The sequence below is a fragment of the Tardiphaga sp. 37S4 genome, from assembly GCF_021044645.1.
GTDB lineage: Bacteria > Pseudomonadota > Alphaproteobacteria > Rhizobiales > Xanthobacteraceae > Tardiphaga > Tardiphaga robiniae.
The window spans coordinates 1,757,595-1,779,385 of the sequence record NZ_CP088008.1; the positions used below are offsets into that span (position 1 = coordinate 1,757,595).

General features: G+C 61.2%; 22 protein-coding genes. 19 read left to right on the forward strand and 3 right to left on the reverse strand.

Annotation, left to right across the window (positions count from 1 at the left end; genetic code table 11):
- Positions 1–54: 54 nt before the first annotated feature.
- The 5 genes from rpsM to LPB73_RS08575 all read left to right on the forward strand — a co-directional run bounded on the left by rpsM (position 55) and on the right by LPB73_RS08575 (position 3,520).
- Entirely contained in the window at positions 55–423 is a 369-nt protein-coding gene (rpsM, locus tag LPB73_RS08555; RefSeq protein WP_068731455.1) for a 30S ribosomal protein S13, read from the forward strand.
- 107 nt (positions 424–530) lie between these two features.
- On the forward strand, positions 531–920 hold the full coding sequence (rpsK, locus tag LPB73_RS08560) for a 30S ribosomal protein S11 (protein WP_068731453.1): 390 nt from the start codon (positions 531–533) through the stop codon (positions 918–920).
- A 99-nt stretch (positions 921–1,019) separates the two neighbouring features.
- Positions 1,020–2,051, forward strand: a complete 1,032-nt coding sequence (locus LPB73_RS08565) for a DNA-directed RNA polymerase subunit alpha (RefSeq protein ID WP_089268181.1) — start codon at positions 1,020–1,022, stop codon at positions 2,049–2,051.
- 124 nt (positions 2,052–2,175) lie between these two features.
- The gene (rplQ, locus tag LPB73_RS08570; RefSeq protein ID WP_089268182.1) at positions 2,176–2,589 is read left to right on the forward strand and encodes a 50S ribosomal protein L17; all 414 of its coding nucleotides are present in this window, start codon (positions 2,176–2,178) and stop codon (positions 2,587–2,589) included.
- Between the two features lie 136 nt (positions 2,590–2,725).
- Positions 2,726–3,520 carry an SDR family NAD(P)-dependent oxidoreductase gene (locus LPB73_RS08575; RefSeq protein WP_231080290.1) on the forward strand — a complete coding sequence of 265 codons (795 nt, stop codon included), beginning with the start codon at positions 2,726–2,728 and terminating at the stop codon, positions 3,518–3,520.
- Between the two features lie 109 nt (positions 3,521–3,629).
- On the opposite strand, the gene LPB73_RS08580 is transcribed toward LPB73_RS08575, so the two are convergent.
- Both LPB73_RS08580 and LPB73_RS08585 read right to left on the reverse strand, forming a co-directional pair.
- Positions 3,630–5,075: an OprO/OprP family phosphate-selective porin gene (locus LPB73_RS08580; RefSeq protein WP_231080291.1), complete on the reverse strand. Its 1,446-nt coding sequence runs from the start codon at positions 5,073–5,075 to the stop codon at positions 3,630–3,632.
- 366 nt (positions 5,076–5,441) lie between these two features.
- Positions 5,442–6,455 carry a zinc-binding alcohol dehydrogenase family protein gene (locus LPB73_RS08585; protein ID WP_231080292.1) on the reverse strand — a complete coding sequence of 338 codons (1,014 nt, stop codon included), beginning with the start codon at positions 6,453–6,455 and terminating at the stop codon, positions 5,442–5,444.
- A gap of 119 nt (positions 6,456–6,574) precedes the next feature.
- Here LPB73_RS08585 and LPB73_RS08590 point away from each other — a divergent pair, with 119 nt between their 5' ends.
- The 12 genes from LPB73_RS08590 (at position 6,575) to LPB73_RS08645 (ending at position 17,901) form a co-directional block, all read left to right on the forward strand.
- The gene (locus LPB73_RS08590) at positions 6,575–6,979 is read left to right on the forward strand and encodes a winged helix-turn-helix transcriptional regulator (protein ID WP_093761224.1); all 405 of its coding nucleotides are present in this window, start codon (positions 6,575–6,577) and stop codon (positions 6,977–6,979) included.
- 65 nt (positions 6,980–7,044) lie between these two features.
- Complete coding sequence (locus LPB73_RS08595) at positions 7,045–8,457, forward strand: DegQ family serine endoprotease (RefSeq protein WP_231080293.1); 1,413 nt, start codon at positions 7,045–7,047, stop codon at positions 8,455–8,457.
- Positions 8,454–9,785 carry a replication-associated recombination protein A gene (locus LPB73_RS08600; RefSeq protein ID WP_231080294.1) on the forward strand — a complete coding sequence of 444 codons (1,332 nt, stop codon included), beginning with the start codon at positions 8,454–8,456 and terminating at the stop codon, positions 9,783–9,785. Before LPB73_RS08595 ends, LPB73_RS08600 begins: the two co-directional genes overlap by 4 nt.
- Positions 9,782–11,242, forward strand: coding sequence for an RluA family pseudouridine synthase (locus LPB73_RS08605; protein ID WP_231080295.1), 1,461 nt, complete (start codon positions 9,782–9,784; stop codon positions 11,240–11,242). The genes LPB73_RS08600 and LPB73_RS08605 overlap by 4 nt, the downstream gene beginning before the upstream one ends.
- 52 nt (positions 11,243–11,294) lie before the next feature.
- A complete protein-coding gene (gene bluB, locus LPB73_RS08610; RefSeq protein ID WP_231081108.1) occupies positions 11,295–11,927 on the forward strand; it encodes a 5,6-dimethylbenzimidazole synthase in 633 nt (210 codons plus the stop codon).
- Positions 11,928–11,956: 29 nt separating this feature from the next.
- On the forward strand, positions 11,957–12,280 hold the full coding sequence (locus LPB73_RS08615; RefSeq protein ID WP_231080296.1) for a hypothetical protein: 324 nt from the start codon (positions 11,957–11,959) through the stop codon (positions 12,278–12,280).
- 76 nt (positions 12,281–12,356) lie between these two features.
- On the forward strand, positions 12,357–13,148 hold the full coding sequence (locus tag LPB73_RS08620; protein WP_231080297.1) for an ATP12 family chaperone protein: 792 nt from the start codon (positions 12,357–12,359) through the stop codon (positions 13,146–13,148).
- Positions 13,149–13,205: 57 nt separating this feature from the next.
- On the forward strand, positions 13,206–14,942 hold the full coding sequence (locus LPB73_RS08625) for a flagellar hook-length control protein FliK (RefSeq protein ID WP_231080298.1): 1,737 nt from the start codon (positions 13,206–13,208) through the stop codon (positions 14,940–14,942).
- Positions 14,939–15,205, forward strand: a complete 267-nt coding sequence (locus LPB73_RS08630) for an EscU/YscU/HrcU family type III secretion system export apparatus switch protein (RefSeq protein ID WP_093761235.1) — start codon at positions 14,939–14,941, stop codon at positions 15,203–15,205. The genes LPB73_RS08625 and LPB73_RS08630 overlap by 4 nt, the downstream gene beginning before the upstream one ends.
- A gap of 240 nt (positions 15,206–15,445) precedes the next feature.
- Positions 15,446–15,895 (forward strand): hypothetical protein, encoded by a 450-nt coding sequence (locus LPB73_RS08635; RefSeq protein WP_231080299.1) that lies wholly within the window; start codon positions 15,446–15,448, stop codon positions 15,893–15,895.
- Complete coding sequence (locus tag LPB73_RS08640; protein ID WP_231080300.1) at positions 15,888–17,117, forward strand: HlyD family secretion protein; 1,230 nt, start codon at positions 15,888–15,890, stop codon at positions 17,115–17,117. Before LPB73_RS08635 ends, LPB73_RS08640 begins: the two co-directional genes overlap by 8 nt.
- 112 nt (positions 17,118–17,229) lie before the next feature.
- On the forward strand, positions 17,230–17,901 hold the full coding sequence (locus LPB73_RS08645) for a carboxymuconolactone decarboxylase family protein (RefSeq protein ID WP_231080301.1): 672 nt from the start codon (positions 17,230–17,232) through the stop codon (positions 17,899–17,901).
- Positions 17,902–17,911: 10 nt separating this feature from the next.
- Here the strand turns inward: LPB73_RS08645 and LPB73_RS08650 are convergent, their stop codons facing one another.
- Positions 17,912–18,370 (reverse strand): DUF4260 domain-containing protein, encoded by a 459-nt coding sequence (locus LPB73_RS08650; RefSeq protein ID WP_231080302.1) that lies wholly within the window; start codon positions 18,368–18,370, stop codon positions 17,912–17,914.
- A 178-nt stretch (positions 18,371–18,548) separates the two neighbouring features.
- On the opposite strand from LPB73_RS08650, the gene LPB73_RS08655 reads away from it, so the two are divergent.
- Positions 18,549–20,081, forward strand: a complete 1,533-nt coding sequence (locus tag LPB73_RS08655) for an acyl-CoA carboxylase subunit beta (protein ID WP_231080303.1) — start codon at positions 18,549–18,551, stop codon at positions 20,079–20,081.
- Between the two features lie 99 nt (positions 20,082–20,180).
- Positions 20,181–21,782, forward strand: coding sequence for an ATP-binding protein (locus tag LPB73_RS08660; RefSeq protein ID WP_231080304.1), 1,602 nt, complete (start codon positions 20,181–20,183; stop codon positions 21,780–21,782).
- Positions 21,783–21,791 lie beyond the last annotated feature (9 nt).

The following is a 21,791-nucleotide window of genomic DNA, read 5'->3' on the forward strand; positions in this document are numbered from 1 at the left end:
CCGACAAATGATGATAATGCCGGTTCGTGATGGACTGGTGACAGGAGAGAAGTTGTGGCCCGTATCGCCGGTGTAAACATCCCGACCAACAAGCGCGTGCTGATCGCGCTGCAGTACATTCATGGCATCGGCCAGAAGAACGCCGCCGATATCATCGAGAAGGTGAAGATCACTCCTGAACGCCGCGTCAATCAGCTCAGCGACGCGGAAGTTCTGCAGATCCGTGAAGTCATCGACCGCGACTATCTGGTCGAGGGCGATCTTCGTCGCGAGACGGGCATGAACATCAAGCGTCTGATGGACCTCGGCTGCTATCGCGGTCTGCGTCATCGTCGCGGTCTGCCGGTTCGTGGCCAGCGCACGCATACCAATGCGCGCACTCGCAAGGGTCCGGCCAAGTCGATCGCCGGCAAGAAGAAGTAAGCTTTCGAATACGAGTTTGCGGAAGCGGATGATCATCCGCTTCTGCAATTATTTTTGGTGTAGCCGCTGGCATTACGGCGGCGTTGAGATCCTCAGAAAGGTTAGAGATGGCAAAGGAAGCCGGACGTATTCGTCGCCGCGAGCGCAAGAACATTGCATCGGGCATCGCGCACGTGAATTCGTCGTTCAACAACACGACCATCACCATCACCGACGCGCAGGGCAACACGATTGCCTGGTCGTCCGCTGGCACGATGGGCTTCAAGGGCTCGCGCAAGTCGACCCCGTACGCAGCGCAGGTTGCTGCTGAAGACGTGTCGAAGAAGGCGCAGGAACACGGCATGCGCACGCTGGAAGTCGAAGTCGGCGGTCCGGGCTCGGGTCGTGAATCGGCTCTCCGCGCTCTGCAGGCCGCGGGCTTCACGGTCACCTCGATCCGCGACGTGACCTCGATCCCGCACAACGGTTGCCGCCCGCGCAAGCGTCGGCGCGTTTGATACTTTTTGATCGCGGGTGGCTCGGCTGCCCGCGATCGCTTTTGCGATGCGACTTACGCGGACTGATCCGCGATCTCCAACGCCAGTGAGTTTGATGGCATGGGTGACACAGTGACGATCCAGAAAAATTGGCAAGAACTTATCCGGCCGAACAAGCTGCAGGTAACCCCTGGCAGCGATCCAACCCGTTTTGCGACCCTGGTCGCCGAACCGCTCGAGCGCGGTTTCGGCCAGACCCTCGGTAACGCACTCCGCCGCATCCTGCTGTCCTCGCTGCAGGGCGCTGCCGTGCAGTCGGTGCACATCGACGGCGTGCTGCATGAATTCTCCTCGATTGCCGGCGTGCGTGAAGACGTCACCGACATCGTGTTGAACGTGAAGGACATCTCGATCAAGATGCTGGGCGAAGGCCCGAAGCGCATGGTCGTGAAGAAGCAGGGCCCGGGCGTCGTGACCGCCGGCGACATTCAGACTGTCGGCGATGTGACCGTTCTCAATCCCGACCTGCAGATCTGCACCCTCGACGAGGGCGCCGAGATCCGCATGGAATTCACCGTTGCCGGCGGCAAGGGCTACGTCGCTGCCGAACATAACCGTCCGGAAGACGCGCCGATCGGCCTGATCCCGATCGACAGCCTGTACTCGCCGGTTCGCAAGGTGTCGTACAAGGTCGAGAACACCCGTGAGGGCCAGATCCTCGATTACGACAAGCTGACGATGACCATCGAGACCAACGGCGCGCTGACGCCGGATGACGCGGTCGCTTACGCCGCGCGCATCCTGCAGGACCAGCTCAACGTGTTCGTGAACTTCGAAGAGCCCCGCAAGGAAGTTGCTCAGGAAGTCATTCCGGATCTCGCTTTCAACCCGGCTTTCCTCAAGAAGGTCGACGAACTCGAGCTCTCGGTACGTTCGGCAAACTGCCTGAAGAACGACAACATCGTTTACATCGGCGATCTCGTTCAGAAGTCGGAAGCAGAAATGCTCCGCACTCCGAACTTCGGCCGCAAGTCGCTGAACGAAATCAAGGAAGTGCTCGCCCAGATGGGTCTGCACCTCGGCATGGAAGTGCCCGGTTGGCCGCCGGAAAATATCGACGAGTTGGCCAAGCGCTTCGAAGATCACTACTGAGCATCACGAGCGGCGTGGCCGGGGTCTAGCCCGGCCATGGCGTTATGGGCGAACGCAGGCAGCCCACCTGCAACATGATGTCCGACGAACCGTCGCGGCAAACTGAAATATAAGGAATATTCCAATGCGTCACGGCAAGGTTCATCGCAAGCTCAACCGCACGGCAGAACATCGCAAGGCGATGTTCGCCAACATGTGCGCGTCGCTGATCAAGCACGAGCAGATCATCACCACGCTTCCGAAGGCCAAGGAGCTCCGCCCGATCGTGGAGAAGCTCGTCACCCTCGGCAAGAAGGGCGGCCTCCACATGCGTCGCCAGGCCATCAGCGAGATGAAGGACCAGGATCAGGTCCGCAAGCTGTTCGACGTGCTGGCCAAGCGCTACGCTGATCGCCAGGGCGGTTACACCCGCATCATCAAGGCCGGCTTCCGCTACGGCGACAACGCCCCGATGGCTCTGATCGAATTCGTCGATCGCGACGAAGACGCCAAGGGCAAGGATTCGGGTCCGGTGCAGGGCGCGTCCGAAGCGGCGTAAGCCACGTCACATCAGATTCTCGGAAAAGCGGCGCCTTGTGCGCCGCTTTTTTGTTGCGCTTTCGTCTTTTGGATGCAGTTGCATCTTTCAATCCGCGTTCCGATATCAGCTCCGTCATTCAAACGGGAGTACGCATATGAAGATCGATCTGACGGGCAAGACAGCACTCGTGACGGGCTCAACCTCGGGCATTGGTCACGCCATTGCCAAGGGCCTGGCCGCCACTGGCGCTCAGGTTGTTGTGAACGGCCGCAGTCAGGGCAAGGTGGACGCGGCAATCGCCGCGATCACCAAGGCCGTGCCCGGGGCCAAGGTGAAAGGCGTCGCTGCCGACGTGTCGACCGCGGAGGGCTGCAACGCGCTCGCCTCGGCACTCCCCGAGGTCGATATCCTCATCAACAATGCCGGTATCTTCGAGCCCAAGGGCTTCTTCGATATTCCCGATGAGGACTGGACGCGCTTCTTCGAGGTCAATGTGATGTCGGGCATCCGTCTGTCGCGCGCCTACATGCAGGGTATGCTGAAGCGCAACTGGGGCCGCATCGTTTTCATCTCATCGGAGTCCGGACTGAACATTCCCGGCGAGATGATTCACTACGGGATGACGAAGACAGCGCAGCTCGCGATCTCGCGTGGCCTCGCGGAGCTCACCAAGGGCACGGCTGTGACGGTCAATTCCGTGCTGCCCGGACCGACCATGTCGGAAGGCGTCGAGACCTTCGTCAAGGATCTCGCCAAACAGAACGGGCAATCGGTCGAGGAGGCGGCTTCCAACTTCGTCAAGCAGCACCGCTCGACATCGCTGATCCAGCGCTTCGCCACCGTCGAGGAGATCGCGAACATGGTCGTCTATGTCTCGTCGAAGGAGGCGGCCGTGACCAACGGTGCAGCGCTGCGTGCAGAGGGCGGGATCGTCCAGACCATCGCATAAGCCTACGCCCCGCAAAGATAAAAAGGCGGCGCCGAAGCGCCGCCTTTGTTCGTTGTGGGACCGTGGGCATGCAGCCCCGAACCTGGAGGATTACAGAAGCGTTTTGCGCTTAGAAGGCTACCTGCGTGCGCATCGCGAACACGTCGTAGTCAGCACCGGTATTCACGTTGCTGTTGACGGCGAACTTGTCGACGGTGCCGTGGATCCAGTTGAACATGAAGCGCATGTTTTGGTTCACATACCAGTTCACGCCGACCGTGGTGTTCTTCAGCTCACCGCCGCGAATGACACCGTCATTCAGGCTGGCGTAGCTGTAGCGCACCGCGAGTTCCCACGCACCGAGATCGCCGGTTGCGAAGTTGACCGGGCGGGCCGGGTTGATGCCGCCGAAGGCACCGGCCGACGTGTTGTACTTGTGCTGTTCGCCGGTGATGACGTAGCTGGCCTGGCCGTAACCGCCGTTGAAGCTCAGGTCGGACAGACCGTTGCTGCGCTGGATGTTGTAGTCGAAGTATTCGCCCGATGCCATGAAGCTGCCGAACTTGACGGCGGCTTCACCGCTCAGCACGCGGGCATTGTTCACGAAGTTCATGGTGCCGGTGTTGAGCAATGCGTTAGTCGCCGGATCGACGCGAACTTCGATGCGATCCGACATGCCGAGCGTGTTGTTGGTCACACCGCCGGTCTGGGCGAGATACAGCGCGTCGAAGCCGACGAGGACGGTGCCGACTTCGTTGTTGATCGGCAGGCCGACGGCGCGGAAGGTGGCGCCGAGCGGTTGCGGCTGGCTGTGATTGACGTTGAGGCCGGTCGTCGGACCGGTCACGTAAGCGCCGACCCAGTATTGATCGCCGAATACCTGACCACCGAACGCGGCGCGGTTGTCGCCTGCCGCGAGGCTGGTCGCGAGAACCTGCGAAGCTGCGCGTTCCATGAACATGATGTTGTTCGAGCTGGTCGCTTCGTCCAGCGTATAGGGGACGTCGATGTAACCACCCTGGATCAGGAGGCCCTTGACGCCCTTATAGGCCACGTAGGCGTTGTTGAGAGTGACGTCGCCATCAGTCGTACCGCCGGCATCGACAATCACGCCGTATTCCCAGTCCTTGTTGAATGTGCCGATCAGGCCGAGACGGGCGCGGCGGGCATTGATACCGTCATTCACGCTCTGCGGGGTGGTTCCGGCCGACTTCGGCGAGAACGAATAGGCGGCAGTGTCGAGGTGCAGACGGCCGGTGATGGAGATGCAGTTCAGACCGTCGTCGGTGCAGAAGGTCGGACGGTTGCCGGGCATCGTCAGGTTCGCGTTGATGAAGGGCACAGCCTTCTTGTGCATGGCAGCGTTGGCATTCGCAAAGTTCTGCTTGACCGATTCCGTCTGCTTCTGGGTGGTGTTGGCCTGCTTCTGAACGTTATCGAGCTTCTTTTCCAGCGCGCGGAGCTGCGCTTTCAATACGGCGATCTCATCATTCGATGACTGCGCATGCGCCGGGCCTGCGGCCAGCGCGCCGATCACGCCGAGCGTGCCCAGGATTTTGTGTGTCGTGAAAGACATGGAGTACCCCTGTAGAAGACAAAATCCGACACGCCCCCGCGAATTGCTCCGCAGGTGATGGACGCGTATGGATCTGCGTTTGTGATCTTGCGAAAGAGAACGTCCGGAGGCTCTCGCCAGGCGCCGTTCACATTTAACAAGCGAGCTACCGTTGAGCTCGCGGGCAAATTAGGCAAGCTTTGCGACAGTTCTGTAAAACCCGCATCGCATTGTAGTGAACGACACCGCTGTGTCGCTTTTCGATCACAAGCGATTTAGATAATTAGCTATCTTAATTAGCTATTATACGAGAAGAGCGCATCCATGGATGCGCTCTGTTATCGTAGGTGTCTCCAGGCGGGAATTTCGTGGGTAGCAGTTTCGTGATCACCAGCCTTCGAGCACGATCTTGCCGTGCGACTTGCCGGATTCAAGCAGCGCATGCGCGCGCTTGAGATTCGCGGCATTGATGGTGCCGAAGGTCTTGTCGAGCGTGGTGCGCAGCACACCTTTGTCGATGAGGTCTGCAACGTCGTTGAGGAGGTCGTGTTGCGCGATCATGTCGGGCGTCTGGAATGACGATCGCGTGAACATGGATTCCCAGTGCACCGAGACGGCCTTGCCCTTGAACGCGGAGATGTTGAATTCCACGGGATCGTCGATCAGTCCGAGCTTGCCCTGCGGGGCGATCAGATCGGCAAGCGCTTTGTAGTGTTGTTCCGTCCCCGTGAGGCTGGCGACGAGTGAGACCGGCGGCAGTTTCAATGCGTCGATCTGCTCCTTCAGCGGCTTGCTGTGATCGATCACCGCATGTGCGCCGAGATCCTGGCACCACTTGATCGTCTCGGGTCGCGATGCCGTTGCCACAACCGTGAGGCCGGTGAGGCGGCGTGCGAGCTGGATCAGGATCGAGCCGACACCGCCGGCACCGCCCATGATCAGCAGCGTGCGCGGATCGAGGCTCTTGCCGGGTGCGACGCCGAGCCGATCGAACAGCAGTTCCCAGGCGGTGATCGCGGTGAGCGGCAACGCCGCAGACTGTGCGAAGGAAAGCGAGGAGGGCTTGCGGCCGACAATGCGCTCATCGACCAGATGGAACTCTGCATTGGTGCCCTGGCGCTGGATCGAGCCGGCATAGAACACCTCGTCGCCCGGCTTGAACATCGTCACATCGGGGCCGACAGCATCGACGACGCCGGCAGCGTCATAGCCGAGGATCTTGGTTTCGCCGGTCGGCGGCGCCGCGCGCCTGCGCACCTTGAAATCGACGGGATTGGCCGAGATCGCCTTTACCGATACGCGGATGTCGCGACCGGTCGGTTCGGGCTTCGGAGCCTCGAAATCGACCAGTGCGTCAGTTGCGTCGATCGGGAGGGATTTGGTGTAGCCGACTGCCTTCATTGGGTGCGCTCCATGCTCCTGGCGGGAATGTCCCGAAGAGGTGTCCCGAGGCGACGATAATTGCAAGTACTGTCATTTCAGGGATATAGTCACCGAATGGATACTATTGGGTATTTGCGATGAAACGGCGTGATTTCGGCAATGGGCCGGGCTGTCCGGTCGAGGTGACGCTCGATCTGATCGACGGCAAATGGAAGGGCGTGATCCTGTATCATTTGCAGCAGGGGCGGCTGCGTTTCGGCGAGCTGCGCAAGCTGATGCCACGGATCACCCAGCGCATGCTGACCAAACAGCTGCGCGCGCTCGAGGAGGATGGGCTGATCGTCCGGACGGTCTATGCCGAGGTCCCGCCGCGGGTCGAATATGCACTGTCGGAAACCGGGCTCGGATTGCGCCCGGTCATCGATGCCCTCAAGGCGTGGGGTGACGCGCACAAGATGCGCCAGAAGTCGGCCGCGGCCGTAGCGCCCCAGCCGCGCAAAAAGGCGCCGGTGGAGAAGGATGTGCCGGCGGACGCAAGCTAGTTCCCGCCCTTCTATTGCCCCGCTCAGCAGCCTATATTCGCCGCGATTTCCTCAAAGAGGCCATGATGATCCCATTTTTCCGCAACGCTGCGACCGTTTCCGCTCTGTGCGCCATAGTCCTGTCGTCCGCACTCGCGCCGGCTGTTGCACAAGATCGCCGGGTCCCGACTTCGCCCACGGAAATGAAGCTGTCCTACGCGCCAATCGTGCAGCGGGTGCAGCCGGCCGTGGTGAATGTCTATGCGGCCAAGACGGTGCAGAATCGCAATCCGTTGCTGGACGATCCGGTGTTCCGCCGCTTCTTCGGCGGCCAGGGCATGCAGCCGGAGCAGATGCAGCGTTCGCTCGGTTCGGGCGTGATGGTCGATGCGTCAGGCCTCGTCGTTACGAACAACCATGTCATCGAAGGTGCCGACCAGGTGAAGGTGTCGCTGGCGGACAAGCGCGAGTTCGAGGCAGAGATCGTGCTCAAGGACAGCCGCACCGATCTGGCGGTGCTGCGCATCAAGGACAGCAAGGAGAAATTCCCGACGCTGGATTTCTCCAACTCCGACGATCTGTTGGTTGGTGATGTCGTTCTCGCCATCGGCAACCCGTTCGGCGTTGGCCAGACCGTGACCCACGGTATCGTGTCGGCGCTCGCGCGCACGCAGGTTGGTATCACCGACTATCAGTTCTTCATCCAGACCGACGCTGCGATCAATCCCGGCAATTCCGGCGGTGCGCTGGTCGACATGACCGGCAAGCTGGTCGGCGTGAACACCGCGATCTTCTCGCGCTCCGGCGGTTCGCAGGGTATCGGCTTTGCGATCCCAGCGAATATGGTGCGCGTCGTTGTTGCCTCCGCCAAGAGCGGTGGCAAGGCCGTGAAGCGTCCGTGGCTCGGCGCGCGGCTGCAGAACATCACGCCTGAAATTGCCGAGACGCTCGGCCTCAAGACGCCGTCTGGCGCGCTGGTCGTCAATGTCACGGCGAACAGCCCGGCTGCGAAGGCTGGTCTCAAGGTCTCCGATCTCGTGACCGCCATCGATGGCCAGACCATCGAGGATCCGAACGCGTTCGAATATCGCTTCGCGACGCGCCCGCTCGGCGGCACTGCGCAGCTCGATGCACAACGCAGCGGCAAGCCGGTGAAGCTGACCGTTGCGCTCGAGGCGGCCCCTGACACGGGCCGTGACGAGATCACGCTGACGGCGCGTTCGCCATTCCAGGGCGCCAAGGTCGCCAATATCTCGCCGGCCGTTGCCGACGAGTTGCGGCTGGATTCCAGCACCGAAGGCGTCGTCATTACAGAGCTGACCGATACGGCCACAGCGGCTGGCGTCGGCTTCCAGAAGGGCGATCTCATCATCGCGGTCAACGGCACCAAGATCGGCAAGACCAGCGATCTCGACAAGGTGACGCGCGAGGGTGCGCGGCTGTGGCGCATCGTGGTGGTGCGCGGCGGCCAGCAGATCAACGTTACACTCGGCGGATGAGCCCGAAACAACCCACTCTGTCCGCAAACCTGTTTGCCGCAGCCGGGCTGGAGCAGGACGCGCCGCGTCCGCTGCCGGAGCGGCTGCGGCCGCGTGTGCTGTCCGACGTGGTCGGGCAGGATCACATTCTCGGTCCTGATGGTGCGCTGACGCGCATGCTGGAAACGCGCACGCTGGGTTCGCTGGTATTCTGGGGACCGCCAGGCACCGGCAAGACCACCGTTGCGCGGCTGCTTGCGGACGCAACGGAGCTTCAATTCGAGCAGATATCTGCGGTGTTCTCTGGCGTCGCCGATCTGAAGAAAGTGTTTGAAGCTGCGCGCGCGCGCCGCGAGATGGGCAAGGGCACGCTGCTGTTCGTCGACGAGGTGCATCGCTTCAACAAGGCGCAGCAGGACTCATTCTTGCCGGTGATGGAAGATGGCACCGTGGTGCTGGTCGGCGCCACCACCGAGAATCCATCCTTCGAACTCAACGCCGCTTTGCTGTCGCGCGCGCGCGTGCTGGTGTTCCAGTCGCTGGATGCCGCGGCGATCGAGAAACTGTTTGCGCATGCGGAGAAGGTCGAAGGCCGCGCTCTGCCGCTCGACGCCGAGGCTCGCGCTGTGCTGGTGCGCATGGCCGATGGCGATGGCCGTGCTGCACTGACGCTGGTCGAGGAAGTCTGGCGCGCCGCGCGGACCAATGAGATATTCAATGCCGCGCAACTGCAGGACATCCTGCAACGCCGTGCGCCGATCTACGACAAGTCGGCCGATGGCCACTACAATCTGATCTCGGCACTGCATAAGTCGGTGCGTGGCAGCGATCCCGACGCCGCGCTGTATTACCTGTGTCGCATGCTCGATGCCGGCGAGGATCCGTTGTTCCTGGCGCGTCGCGTGGTGCGGATGGCGGTGGAGGACATCGGTCTTGCCGATCCGCAGGCGCTGGTGATCTGCAACGCCGCCAAGGACGCCTATGATTTTCTTGGCCATCCCGAAGGCGAACTCGCCATCGCGCAGGCCGTGATCTACATCGCCACCGCGCCGAAATCGAACGCTGCCTATATGGCTTACAAGGCCGCGATGCGGGCTGCGAAAGAGGGCGGCTCGCTGCTGCCTCCGAAACACATCCTGAACTCGCCGACCAAGCTGATGAAGTCCGAAGGCTATGGCGACGGGTACCAATACGACCACGACACGCCAGAAGGTTTCTCCGGCCAAGACTATTTCCCGGAAGCCTTGGGGCGGCAGACCTTCTATGATCCGCCGGAGCGCGGGTTCGAACGCGAGATTCGCAAGCGGCTAGATTACTGGACCAGACTGAGGAACGAGAGACAATCATGAGCCGTCGCGACAAGAAGCCTCTCGCCAAGCGTGGTCCCGGTGGTGAGCGTAGCAAGGCGCCGCGTGGCAAGGGCGCCGCGCCGAAGGGCGCTGCCTCCAAAGCCGCCGCGTCGAAGGGCGAGCGGCCGTCATTCGGCAAGGCCGGCCGCGTGAGCAGCGATCGCCCGATGAGTGCACGTCCGCCGCGTGCGCGTGCCGGTGAACGCTCAGAGTGGGCCGAGCGGCCGGAACGTGCCGAGCGATCCGAACGCCCTCAGCGTGCCGAACGAGCCGAGCGCTTCGATGCGCCGCAGCGCTTCGAGCGTCCGGCCGGCAAGCGTCCACCAAGCCCGCGTCCTTCCGGTTCGCGTCCGGGCGGCAAGGCCGCGCCGCGTTATGGCAACGCGCCGCTGCGTGAGCCGCGGATGCCCGCGCCTTATCTCGATGAAGAACCGGCGAAGCCGGAAGTTGCGCCAGCGCCGCTGCCTACCGCCGTGCAGAACGTCATCGTCACGCCTGATGAGAACGGCATGCGCGTCGATCGCTTTCTCGAAGCGCATTTCCCCGGCCTGTCATTCTCCCATATCCAGCGCATCGTCCGCAAAGGCGAGCTGCGCGTGAACGGCAAGCGCGCTGACAGCAAGGACCGGCTGGAAGAAGGACAGACGGTCCGCATTCCGCCGCTGAAGCTCGATGCGCCGAAGGTCGTCGGTGAACTCTCGGAGGCTGCCAACAAAACTCTGCAGGCGCTCAAGGAGATGACGATCTACGAGGACGCCGACGTCATGGTGCTGAACAAGCCGGCCGGTCTCGCGGTGCAGGGCGGCTCGGGCATGACGCGTCACGTCGACATGATGCTGGAGGTGATGCGCGACGCCAAGGGGCAGAAGCCGCGTCTGGTGCACCGTCTCGACCGGGAGACGTCGGGCTGCCTCTTGATCGCCAAGACGCGTTTTGCGGCGACCAAGCTTACCGGTGCGTTCCGCGAACGTTCGGCACGAAAGATCTATTGGGCGCTGGTTGCCGGTGTACCGAAGCCGAAGCAGGGCCGCATCTCGACCTATCTCGCCAAGGAAGAGAACGAGGAAGACACCATCATGCGCGTCGCCAAGCATGGCGACGAGGGCGCGAGCCACGCGGTGACCTATTACGCGGTGGTTGAAACCTCGGCGCAGAAACTCGCCTGGGTATCGCTCAAGCCGGTGACGGGGCGTACGCATCAGTTGCGCGCGCATATGGCGCATATCGGCCACGCGATCGTCGGCGACCCGAAATATTTCAACATCGAGAACTGGCAGTTGCCGGGCGGCATTCAGAAGCGTTTGCATCTGCTGGCGCGCCGCATCGTGATCCCGCATCCGCGTGGCGGCGTGATCGACGCCACGGCGCCGCTGCCGCCGCATATGCTGCAATCGTGGAACTTGCTCGGTCTCGAACACGACCGGTTCGATCCGATCGAGAACGCACCGGAAGAGTAGGGCGTTGTCGGGCTCCGACAACATCCCGTGCGCGACGTCGGCAACCGCCGACGTGCCCGATTTCGACGCCGCGTTTCGCGCGCGTCTGCATGATCTGTTTGTGTGGCGCCGCGATATCAGGCGCTTCAAGTCCGATCCACTGCCTGCGGGCTGTCTCGATCGCCTGCTCGATACCGCGTGCCTCGCGCCTTCGGTGGGCCTGAGCCAGCCATGGCGCTTTGTCATCGTCGACGATGCGTCACGTCGTCAGGCGGTGCTGGAGAATTTCAGCGCCTGCAATGCCGAGGCGTTGAGCGCCTATACCGGCGAACTCGCGCAGAGCTATGCGACGCTCAAGCTCGCCGGTCTGCGCGAAGCGCCATGCCACCTCGCGGTATTTGCAGACCACGCGACGGATGTCGGCCACGGCCTTGGCCGCCGCACCATGCCGGAGATGGCGGACTATTCGGTGGTGACGGCGATCGCAACCATGTGGCTCGCCGCGCGCGCTGAAGGCATCGGCATGGGCTGGGTCTCGATCCTCGATCCTGCTGCGATTGCCGTGACCCTCGATATACCTCGTGACTGGCGGTTGATCGGCTATTTCTGCATCGGTTATCCGGAGATCGACGACGATCGGCCGGAACTCGAGCGCGCCGGATGGGAACGCCGTCATTCGGCAGCGGATCACATTGTCCGGCGCTGACACTTGATGTGATGCGGGATCGTGACAACATGAGACGAATGAGACATCGCTCCATCCCATTCGCTCTGTTGGTCGCCGTTGCGGCGGCGCTCTCTGCTGCGCCTGCGGTCGCGCAGGTTATCGGAGTGCCCGGCAACCCGGCTTTGATCACGCCACTGCCGCCCGCACCGCCACCGCCGCGGATAGAAGTACCTGTCGTGCCTCAGCTCGGCGATCTGCCGCGGCAGCAGAATGTGCCGCAGGCGCGGAGGTCCTTCAGCGATCGTATCACCGACTGTTTGCAGGATGGCGCCGCTGCGGGTCTCGGCCCGAATGATCGTGCGACCTATTCGCGAGCCTGCGCCAATCGCTAATACGAGCGATTTGGTCTCGCGTGGCGCCCGTCCGTCGCGTAAATTGACGGCTGGCGAACAGGAGTTGAGACCATCGATGCGTGAATTGTTTGACGAAGTGTACGGCCAGTCGCAGCTCGATCCGCAAGAGGCGGTGCGACGGTCGACGCGAGGTCCGCAGCGCAAGCGCTTCTACAAGACCGTTGGGATGAGCGAGACACCGGATGGCTTTGCCATCATGCTCGACGACAAGACCGTGCGCACGCCGTCGCGCCATCCGCTGGTCGTTCCTACATCAGCCATTGCCGAGGTCATGGTTGCGGAATGGGATGCGCAGCAGGATGTTATCGATCCCACGAGCATGCCGGTGACGCGCCTCGCCAACAGCGTAATCGATGCGATCCGCGATGAGGCGCAGACCCAGGCAGTGGCTGACGATATCGCAAAATACTTCAGCACCGATCTGCTGTTCTATCGCGCCGGCTATCCCGAGGCGCTTATCGCGCGCGAGGCTGCGGCATGGGACCCTGTCTTGTTCTGGGCTGCCGATGATCTCGGCGCGCATTTCATCCTGGCTGAGGGCATCGTGCATGTCAGCCAGCCCGAACAGGCCGTCGCATCTGCCCGTGCGGCGCTGCCGAGCGATCCATGGGCGATCGCCGCGCTGCATCTGGTGACGACGATCACCGGCTCGGCGCTGCTCGCGCTGGCGCTGCTCCATGGCCATCTGAATGCCGATCAGGTCTGGACCGCCGCCTTTGTCGACGAGGACTGGAACATCGAGAAGTGGGGCCTCGACGAGGAAGTCGCTGCGCGGCGTGCGGCGCGGCAGGTGGATTTCAAGGCTGCCGTGCTGGTACTGAAGGCGGTCGTTCCGTCAGCGGGTTAATCGGAAGTTAATGATCGTTAACTAGCGTAGCTGCACCATTGTCCGGTGCCGCTCACCATGCCGACTCCCGTCAACTCAATCTTACCGGTTGTCTCCGCGCAGGGCGTGGCGAGCGAAGTCGCGTTTCAGCCCGGCAGCGTGATTGCCGGCCGCGTGCTCTCGGTCTCGCCAGACAATCAGATCCGTATCGCCATCGGGCACAGCACGATCGACGTGCAATCGCAGGTGCCGTTGCAGGCCGGGCAGGTGCTGCAATTCGCAGTGTCGAAGACGGACAACGGCAACGTCCAGCTGGCCGTCGTCACCCCGCAGAACACAGGTGCAGGGCAGGCGGGCGGTACGTCCTCCGGCGACGTGACCCTCGCGCCAGACCTGCCGATCAATCTTGCCAATGCCATCGCGACCTCCAAGATCCAGCTGACATCGCTGGAAGCACAGGCGGTCTCCACCGCCACGCAAAGTGCCGTGACGCAGCAGGCGAGCCTGGCCACGCTATTTGCCAATCTCGGAGCCGCGACCTCGCTGAACGGGCTGCCGCAGCAGTTGCAGCAGGCGGTCGCGCAGGTACTGGCGCAACGTCCGCCGCTCGACGCCCAGCTCACCGGCGAGGAAGTCAAATCGGCGTTCCAGAATTCCGGCCTGTTTCTGGAATCATCGCTGGCCAAGGGATCGCTGCCGCAAGGCGGGCTGCCCGATATGAAGGCGGCATTGATCGTGTTGCGCCAGGCGTTGGCGACGACGCTCGCCACCGCGAGTCCGACCCAGAGCACAACGCCAGCGACGGCGAATGCAGCGACGCCGGTCGCTACGCCGGAGCAGCCAGCATCGACATTGGCAAACGCGCTCCCCAATGCAGCGGCGCAGATCACGACACAGCAGGCGCAGGCCGCTGCAGCGACAATGGTCATGCTGCCCAAGACGGGTATCAAGAACGATCCGCTGCAGCAGGCTGGACTTCTCGCCGCAGACGAGCCCGTGCTCGATGTTGTGGCTCAGACCGCACCGGCCGTGGCAAAAGTTCCCGAAGCGGCTGCACGCTTGGCTATCAATGGCGCAGCGCTCAACCTGCTTCGGGAAGCGCTGCAAACGGCTCCGAAGGGCATGGGAAGCGCAGCATCGCTGGTGTTCGACGACAGCATAATGATGGATCTGCTACCTGCTGCGAAGGCGCCCACGGGCCAGACGAGTGCCGACACCAGCATCGCGCGCAACACTCTTCCGCCACCGCCGTTACGCGGCGGGCTGCCGACCGCGCAGGCGGTGGCACTGCCGACGCTCCCGGCAAACGCGCCGCTGGGCACCACCGTCCATCATCTGCTGGCGGATACCGATGCGGCACTGGCACGCCAGACCCTCCTGCAGGTGGCATCCTTGCCGGATCGTGCGGACGGACTTGCGACGCCGCGGCTCGATCAGGCATCGCCGCGCTGGAGTTTCGAAATTCCATTTGCGGTGCCGGCCGGCACGGCCATGGCGCAGTTCGAGATTTCGCGTGATGGCGGCAATGGCAGCGAGGCTGAAGCAGCCAAGCAGGTCTGGCGTGCGCGCTTTTCACTCGATGTCGAGCCCGCCGGCCCGGTTCATGCGCTGGTCTCGCTGACCGGCGACAAGACGTCGGTGCGGATGTGGGCCGAGCGTCCGGCTACAGCGCTGCAGTTGCAGGCCGGTACGGCGCAGCTCAATCAGGCGCTGATCCGCGCCAATCTGCAGCCCGGCGATATCGTGGTCCGCGAGGGTGCACCGATGCAGCCCGCGCCGGCATTGGCCGGGCACTTCCTGGACCGCGCGCTATGATTGTGCAGCCCAAAAGATCGCTCGCCGTCGCGCTGCATTACGACAAGACCGGCGCGCCTGTTGTCACCGCGAAAGGCAAGGGCGCGATCGGTGAGAAAATCATCGAGGTCGCCAAGGCCCACGACATTCCCATCGAGGAAAATGAGGTACTCGCCGGCGCACTCTCGAACGTCGAAATCGGTGATGAGATTCCAGCCGAGCTCTACAAGGCTGTCGCGGAAGTGCTGGTCTTCGTGCTGCGGCTGTCGGGCCGCGCGCACTAGCCGCGCTATCAGGCGACGATAGTCTTCAACGCGTTGGTGACTGTTCTGCGTCGACCTTTCAAGGCTGGCGATCTCGCATCCGCGAGCTATCAACCCTCAGTCCGCCCAGTATGAATGTAGATTTGTTGCAGCGCATTTCCTATCGCGCACAAGCTGATGCTTGCCAAGTTCCAGCTTTGTGCAACTATGAAACCCGGGAGAGGCTAGTGCTCGCCTGACGCTGTTGGAATGGGGGATCACGTGAGTGAGACGCTGCATCCGAACGCTCCGCAACATCTGCCTGGTTTCATTACCGCTCCCGGTGACACTGACACGCTCATGGTTGTGGTCGGAATCGTTCTGATCGGCTCCATCATGATGGTCGGCAATCTGTATCTGCGCCTGCACAGCATGCCGGAACGCATGGCGCACAAATCGCAGAAGCTGCAGTTTGAAATCGTGGCCGTGTTGGGCCTGATCGCATTGTTCACCCACAACCATCTGTTCTGGATAATCGGGCTGTTGCTGGCGATGATCGATTTGCCGGATTTCAGCACGCCACTGCGCAGTATCGCAGGATCGGTGCGGAAGATTGCCGACGGCGATGCTACCAGCGAAACCACCGAGCTGTCCGGTGAACCACCACCGCTCCCTATCGCGGCAGAAACATCGAGCCGTCCCGGCGAAGCCGGAGGGCACGGTCATGCTTGAGCTTCTCCTCTGCTCGCTGCTGACGGTTTTTCCGGATTATCTCTATCGTCGCTATGGACAAGGCAAGCGACTGGGGAGGGAGATCACGTTCTATTCGGTGTGGTTCGAACTCAGATGGGGAATCACGGCCTGCGTGATGCTGACCGTCGCTCTGATCACCGTCATCTTCTATTTTCATCCATCGACGACAAGTGCGACCTTGTTCTATCGGACCGTGCCGATCCTGCCCGAGGTCAATGGACGGGTGGCGGAGGTGCACGTCCAGTTCAGCGCGCCGGTCAGGAAGGGCGATGTGATATTTCGTCTCGATAACGCCAAGCAGGAAGCGTCGATGGAGACCGCGCGGCGCAAGATTGCCGAGGTCGATGCGGCCATGCTGGCGGCGCAGGCCGATATTCTGAAGGCCGAAGGACAAGCGCAGGAGGCCAAGGGTTCCTATCAGCAGACCTCGGACGAACTCGATACCAAGCGTGAGCTGCAGAAGCGCAATCCCGGTATGGTGCCGCAACGTGATATCGAGAAACTCGAGGTGCTGCTGACCGGCCGCCAGGGCGCGCTTGATGCAGCCATGGCCGCGCGACAATCCGCGATGACGCGTATCTCCGCGCTGCTGCCGGCGGAGAAGGCGAGCGCGCAGGCGGCACTTGCGGAGGCACAAGTCGATCTCGACAAGACGTTCATTCGCGCAGGCGTGGACGGGCGCGTCGAGCAGTTCACGCTTCGCGTCGGCGATGTCGTCAATCCCGTCATGCGATCAGCGGGCATTCTCATTCCAGAGAATGCGGGCCGCGTGCTCTCTGCAGGATTTGGGCAGATCGAAGCGCAGGTGATGAAGGTGGGCATGGTTGCCGAGGCGACCTGTATTTCGAAGCCGTGGACCGTCATCCCGATGGTGGTGACCGGCGTCCAGAACTATATCGCGGCCGGTCAGTTTCGCGGCGGTGAGCAGTTGGTGGAAGCGCAGCAAGTCCGCGCACCGGGCACCATCCTCACATTCCTGGAGCCAATCTATCAGGGCGGTCTCGACGGCGTGACGCCCGGCAGCAGTTGTATCGTCAATGCCTATACCAGCAATCATGACGCCATCGCCGCGAAGGGGATCGGTTCTTTCAAGTGGCTGGCGCTTCATGCCGTCGATGCCGTTGGGGTCGTCCACGCGATGTTGCTGCGGATCCAGGCGTTGTTGCTTCCTGTCAAGACGCTGGTGATGAGCGGTCACTGAGCTCCGCGCGTTCTGCGGGGCGAGGCGATCGTTCTGGGACGCTCCGGAACTGGCGCTGTCATGCCCGTTGAACTAGCCTTCGTGAACAAGAAAAAAGCTCACGGAGGAAATCATGAAATCACCATCGCTCTGGATGTCGTCCATCGGACTGTCGTCGCTCGCGCTCGCCGCAGCCAGCGGCTGGTTCGCCGCCACGATGTTTGCGCAGCCTGCCACCAGCAAGGAGCCGCGGTTTCCGCAGCTCACCATGGATCAGCTCGACGCCAGGCAGAAGCCGCTCGGCGAGCAGGTGATGAAGGTCTCAAGCGTGGGGCTCGCCGGTCCCTATAATCCGATGATGCGCAGCCCGGTGCTCGGGCAAAAGCTGTTCGATCTGTTCGCGTATCTGCGCTGGGACACGTCCGTTCCGGTCAAGCTCAACGAATTCGCGATCATCATCATCGGCCGGCAATGGCGATCGCAGGTCGAGTGGTTCGCGCATGCGCCGCTAGCGCAGAAGGCGGGGCTGTCGCCCGATATCATCGCCGATCTCAAGGCCAACAAGCGGCCGGCGAACATGGCTGAAGACGAGGCGACGGTGTACGACTTCGTCACCGAGCTGACGGGCACGCACAAAGTCTCCGACGCGACCTATGCGCGCGCCAAGAAGATCTTCAACGATCAGCAGATCGTCGATCTCACGGCCGTGGCCGGCAATTACGTGATGGTAGCGATGTTGCTGGCGATGGCCGAGGAGAGCACACCGCCCGGCAAGGAGGCGCCGTTCAAGCCGGGCGAGCCGTGAGGCCGACGCGTCAGGCAGCCTTGATCGGGTTGCCGGTTGTCGGGTTTTCCGTCGTGGCCGGTGCGGTCGCATCCTTGCCGATGCGGCCGAGATGGGTGAAGCGAAAGCCGGCGTCGTATTTCAGCCCGTAGCCGAGCGCGCGGTCGAAGCCGATATGGGCGAACCAGACCAGTGCGATCGAGCCGGCGATCGGCTCGGCGGTGGCGATACCGGCGAGCGCGAGCAGCAGCGGCGCGATGGTCGCATGCACCAGATTATAGACGCCTGCGCCGATCCGCGGGCCCGCCAGATAGGCCAGCATGCTGAGGTCCGGGACGAAGAAAAACAGGGCATAGATCTGCCAGGGCCCACCCGAGATCCAGTAGAACAGCGTCATTCCGACAAACAGCGCCGCGCCTTCCCAGCGCAGCAGGTCACGCACGCCACCCGTGGCTGCGCCACTGTTTTCATTGATCACGATATTGGCCATCCGGCGCTCTCCCTTGTCTGACCCGATATAGGCAGGATCGTCGCCGGCGCCATGCGATTTTGGGGGATTCAACCCTTCCTGATGGGCGTTTCCACCGCCGAAAACCCCATGCTAGAACCTCGCCCAAACCCTGCGGCTGCCGCGGGCGATAACACGTGACATTGACGGGCTGGAGCACATGAAAGACATCCTGGACACCCTCGAAGCGCGTCGTGCAGGCGCCAAACTGGGCGGCGGCGAGACGCGCATCGAGTCGCAGCACAGCAAGGGCAAGCTGACCGCCCGCGAGCGCATCGAGCTGCTGCTCGACAAGGGGTCCTTCGAGGAATTCGACATGTTCGTCGAACACCGCTCCGTGGAATTTGGCATGGAAAAGTCCAAGATTCCGGGCGACGGCGTCGTCACCGGCTGGGGCACCGTGAACGGCCGCAAGACCTTCGTCTTCGCCAAGGATTTCACCGTGTTCGGCGGCTCGCTATCCGAAACCCACGCGCTCAAGATCACCAAGCTGCAGGACATGGCGATGAAGGCGCGGGCGCCGATCATCGGCCTCTATGACGCTGGCGGCGCGCGCATCCAGGAGGGCGTCGCGGCGCTCGCTGGTTATTCCTATGTGTTCCGCCGCAACGTCCAGGCCTCCGGCGTGATTCCGCAGATCTCCGTCATCATGGGACCCTGCGCCGGCGGTGACGTCTATTCGCCGGCCATGACCGACTTCATCTTCATGGTGAAGAACACCAGCTATATGTTCGTCACCGGTCCCGACGTGGTGAAGACCGTGACCAACGAGGTGGTCACCGCCGAAGAACTCGGCGGCGCCAGCGTGCACGCTACCAAGTCGTCGATCGCCGACGGCGCCTTCGAGAACGACGTCGAGACGCTGCTGCAGATGCGCCGGCTGATCGACTTCCTGCCGGCCAACAACACCGAAGGCGTGCCGGAATGGCCGAGCTTCGACGACATCGAGCGTACCGACCTGTCGCTCGACACGCTGATCCCCGACAATCCGAACAAGCCCTATGACATGAAGGAGCTGATCCTCAAGGTCGTGGACGAGGGCGATTTCTTCGAGATCGCCGAGACCTTTGCCAAGAACATCATCACCGGCTTCGGTCGCATCGCCGGCAAGACGGTGGGCTTCGTCGCCAACCAGCCGATGGTGCTGGCCGGCGTGCTCGACAGTGACGCCTCGCGCAAGGCCGCGCGCTTCGTGCGCTTCTGCGACGCCTTCAACATTCCGATCGTGACCTTCGTCGACGTGCCGGGCTTCCTGCCGGGCACCGCGCAGGAATATGGCGGCCTCATCAAGCACGGCGCCAAGCTGCTGTTCGCCTACAGCCAGTGCACCGTGCCATTGGTCACCGTGATCACCCGCAAGGCCTATGGCGGCGCGTTCGACGTGATGGCCTCGAAGGAAATCGGCGCCGACATGAACTACGCCTGGCCGACCGCGCAGATCGCCGTGATGGGCGCCAAAGGCGCGGTGGAGATCATCTTCCGCCAGGACATCGGCGACGCCGACAAGATCGCCGCGCGCACCAAGGAATATGAAGACCGCTTCCTGTCGCCCTTCGTCGCCGCCGAGCGCGGCTATATCGACGACGTGATCATGCCGCACTCCACCCGCAAGCGCATCGCCCGCGCGCTGGCGATGCTGAAGGACAAGCATCTGGAAGTGCCGATGAAGAAGCACGACAATATGCCGTTGTAGAGCTGAGTGCTGCAATGCAGCGCGATAGTTTTGCTGCTTGCTGTTTGATGGACCCCCATGATCTGATGCTCGTTAAGCGTGTATCAGGGGTGGGGTGTCATGACCGGAGTTTTGATAAAGACTGAAATTGGGCCCATCGATGGGACGCCCGAGAAGCGGATGTTTTGGTCGATCATAAGTGATTATGATCTGAAAACAGGGCTTTGTGAGCTAGTAGATAATGCTCTCGATGTGTGGCTCCGAGGTGGACAACAAAAACGTCCCACAATTGAAATCACGCTAGACGCAGAACGCCAACTTATCTCCGTAAAGGATGACGTCGGAGGGGTTCGGCTTGATGATCTGTATTTGCTACTTTCACCTGGCGGAAGCAAGAATGATCCAAAATCGGAGGTTATTGGAATCTTCGGTGTGGGTAGTAAGCGAGCGGGAATAGCGCTGGGCGAACACGTTGATATTAGAACGCGCTTCAAAAATGAGCGAAGTCTCGAGCTCAATATAACGAAAGAGTGGCTTGAGTCAGAAGACTGGAGACTCGCCGCCTATGAAATTCCCGGCATTGAGAAGGGAACAACGCAGGTAGAAATTTCAAGATTGCGCCGAACTTTTGTATCTACGGATATCGGCGCGCTTCGGGTTCATTTTGGCCAGATCTACGGTTGGTTCATTCAGCATGGATGCGTAATCAAGGTGAATGGCATTCCGATCGATGCAGAAAACTTCGAAAACTGGAGCTACCCAAAAGGCTTTAGCCCCAAGGCAGCAAAATTTGATGTTAGTGTCCCTGGAGAAGGGAAAGTGGCCGTAGAGATAGTAGTAGGTCTTATCGTTGATCGTGTCGCCGAGGAGGATAACTACGGAGCGTACTTCTACTGCAATAACCGTCTAATTGTAAAAGAGCTGAAGTCTAGAGAGGTTGGGTATTTCAATTCGCAGGAAGCAGGTGTTCCGCATCCCGATGCATCTCTCTGCCGAGGGATTGTAAAACTGCAGGGGCCAGCTCGTTTGATGCCGTGGAATAGTACAAAGAACGGAGTGAATTCCGCGCATCTCTTGTTTCAGAACGTCCGTCACACGCTCGCCCCTCTTATGGGTCACTTCAGTACACTCTCGCGCCGACTTAAAGATGATTGGGACGAAAATGTTTTCCGTCATAGATCGGGAGACATTGAAGAAATTGAACCGGCGCCGTCGGGTGCAAGCCTGCGAAGTCATTTGCCGCCGTTACCTCGAGCAAAGCGACCCTCTATAGAGAAGCTAAAGTCTAGCAATAGAGGTCAGATTGACAAAATGCCGTGGACGCTCGGTTTAGTCGAGGCGATGGGTGCGGTTGAAATTATCGAAAAATTGAATTTCGAAACTAAGAGCCGAATTTCTCTAATCCTGCTCGATAGTAATTTCGAGATTGCTCTTAAAGAGTACATCGTGCACGAACCTTCATTGTTTCCGCCGGCCACTTACAACAACGCAAAGATTGCGCAGATATTCTCACGGCGTGATTTAGTTCTTAAAGAGATCAATTCGAAAATCAAGATTCCGTCGGATTTGCTTTCCAAGGCGCAGCATTATTACGGATTGAGAAATAAGCTAATCCACGAAAGAGCTACAGTGGATGTGGCTGATAGAGATATCCGTAATTACCGCGAGGTGGTCGCTAAGGTTTTGAAGCTCCTGTTTGATCTGAAATTTCCAAAGGCTTAGTCGAATTCG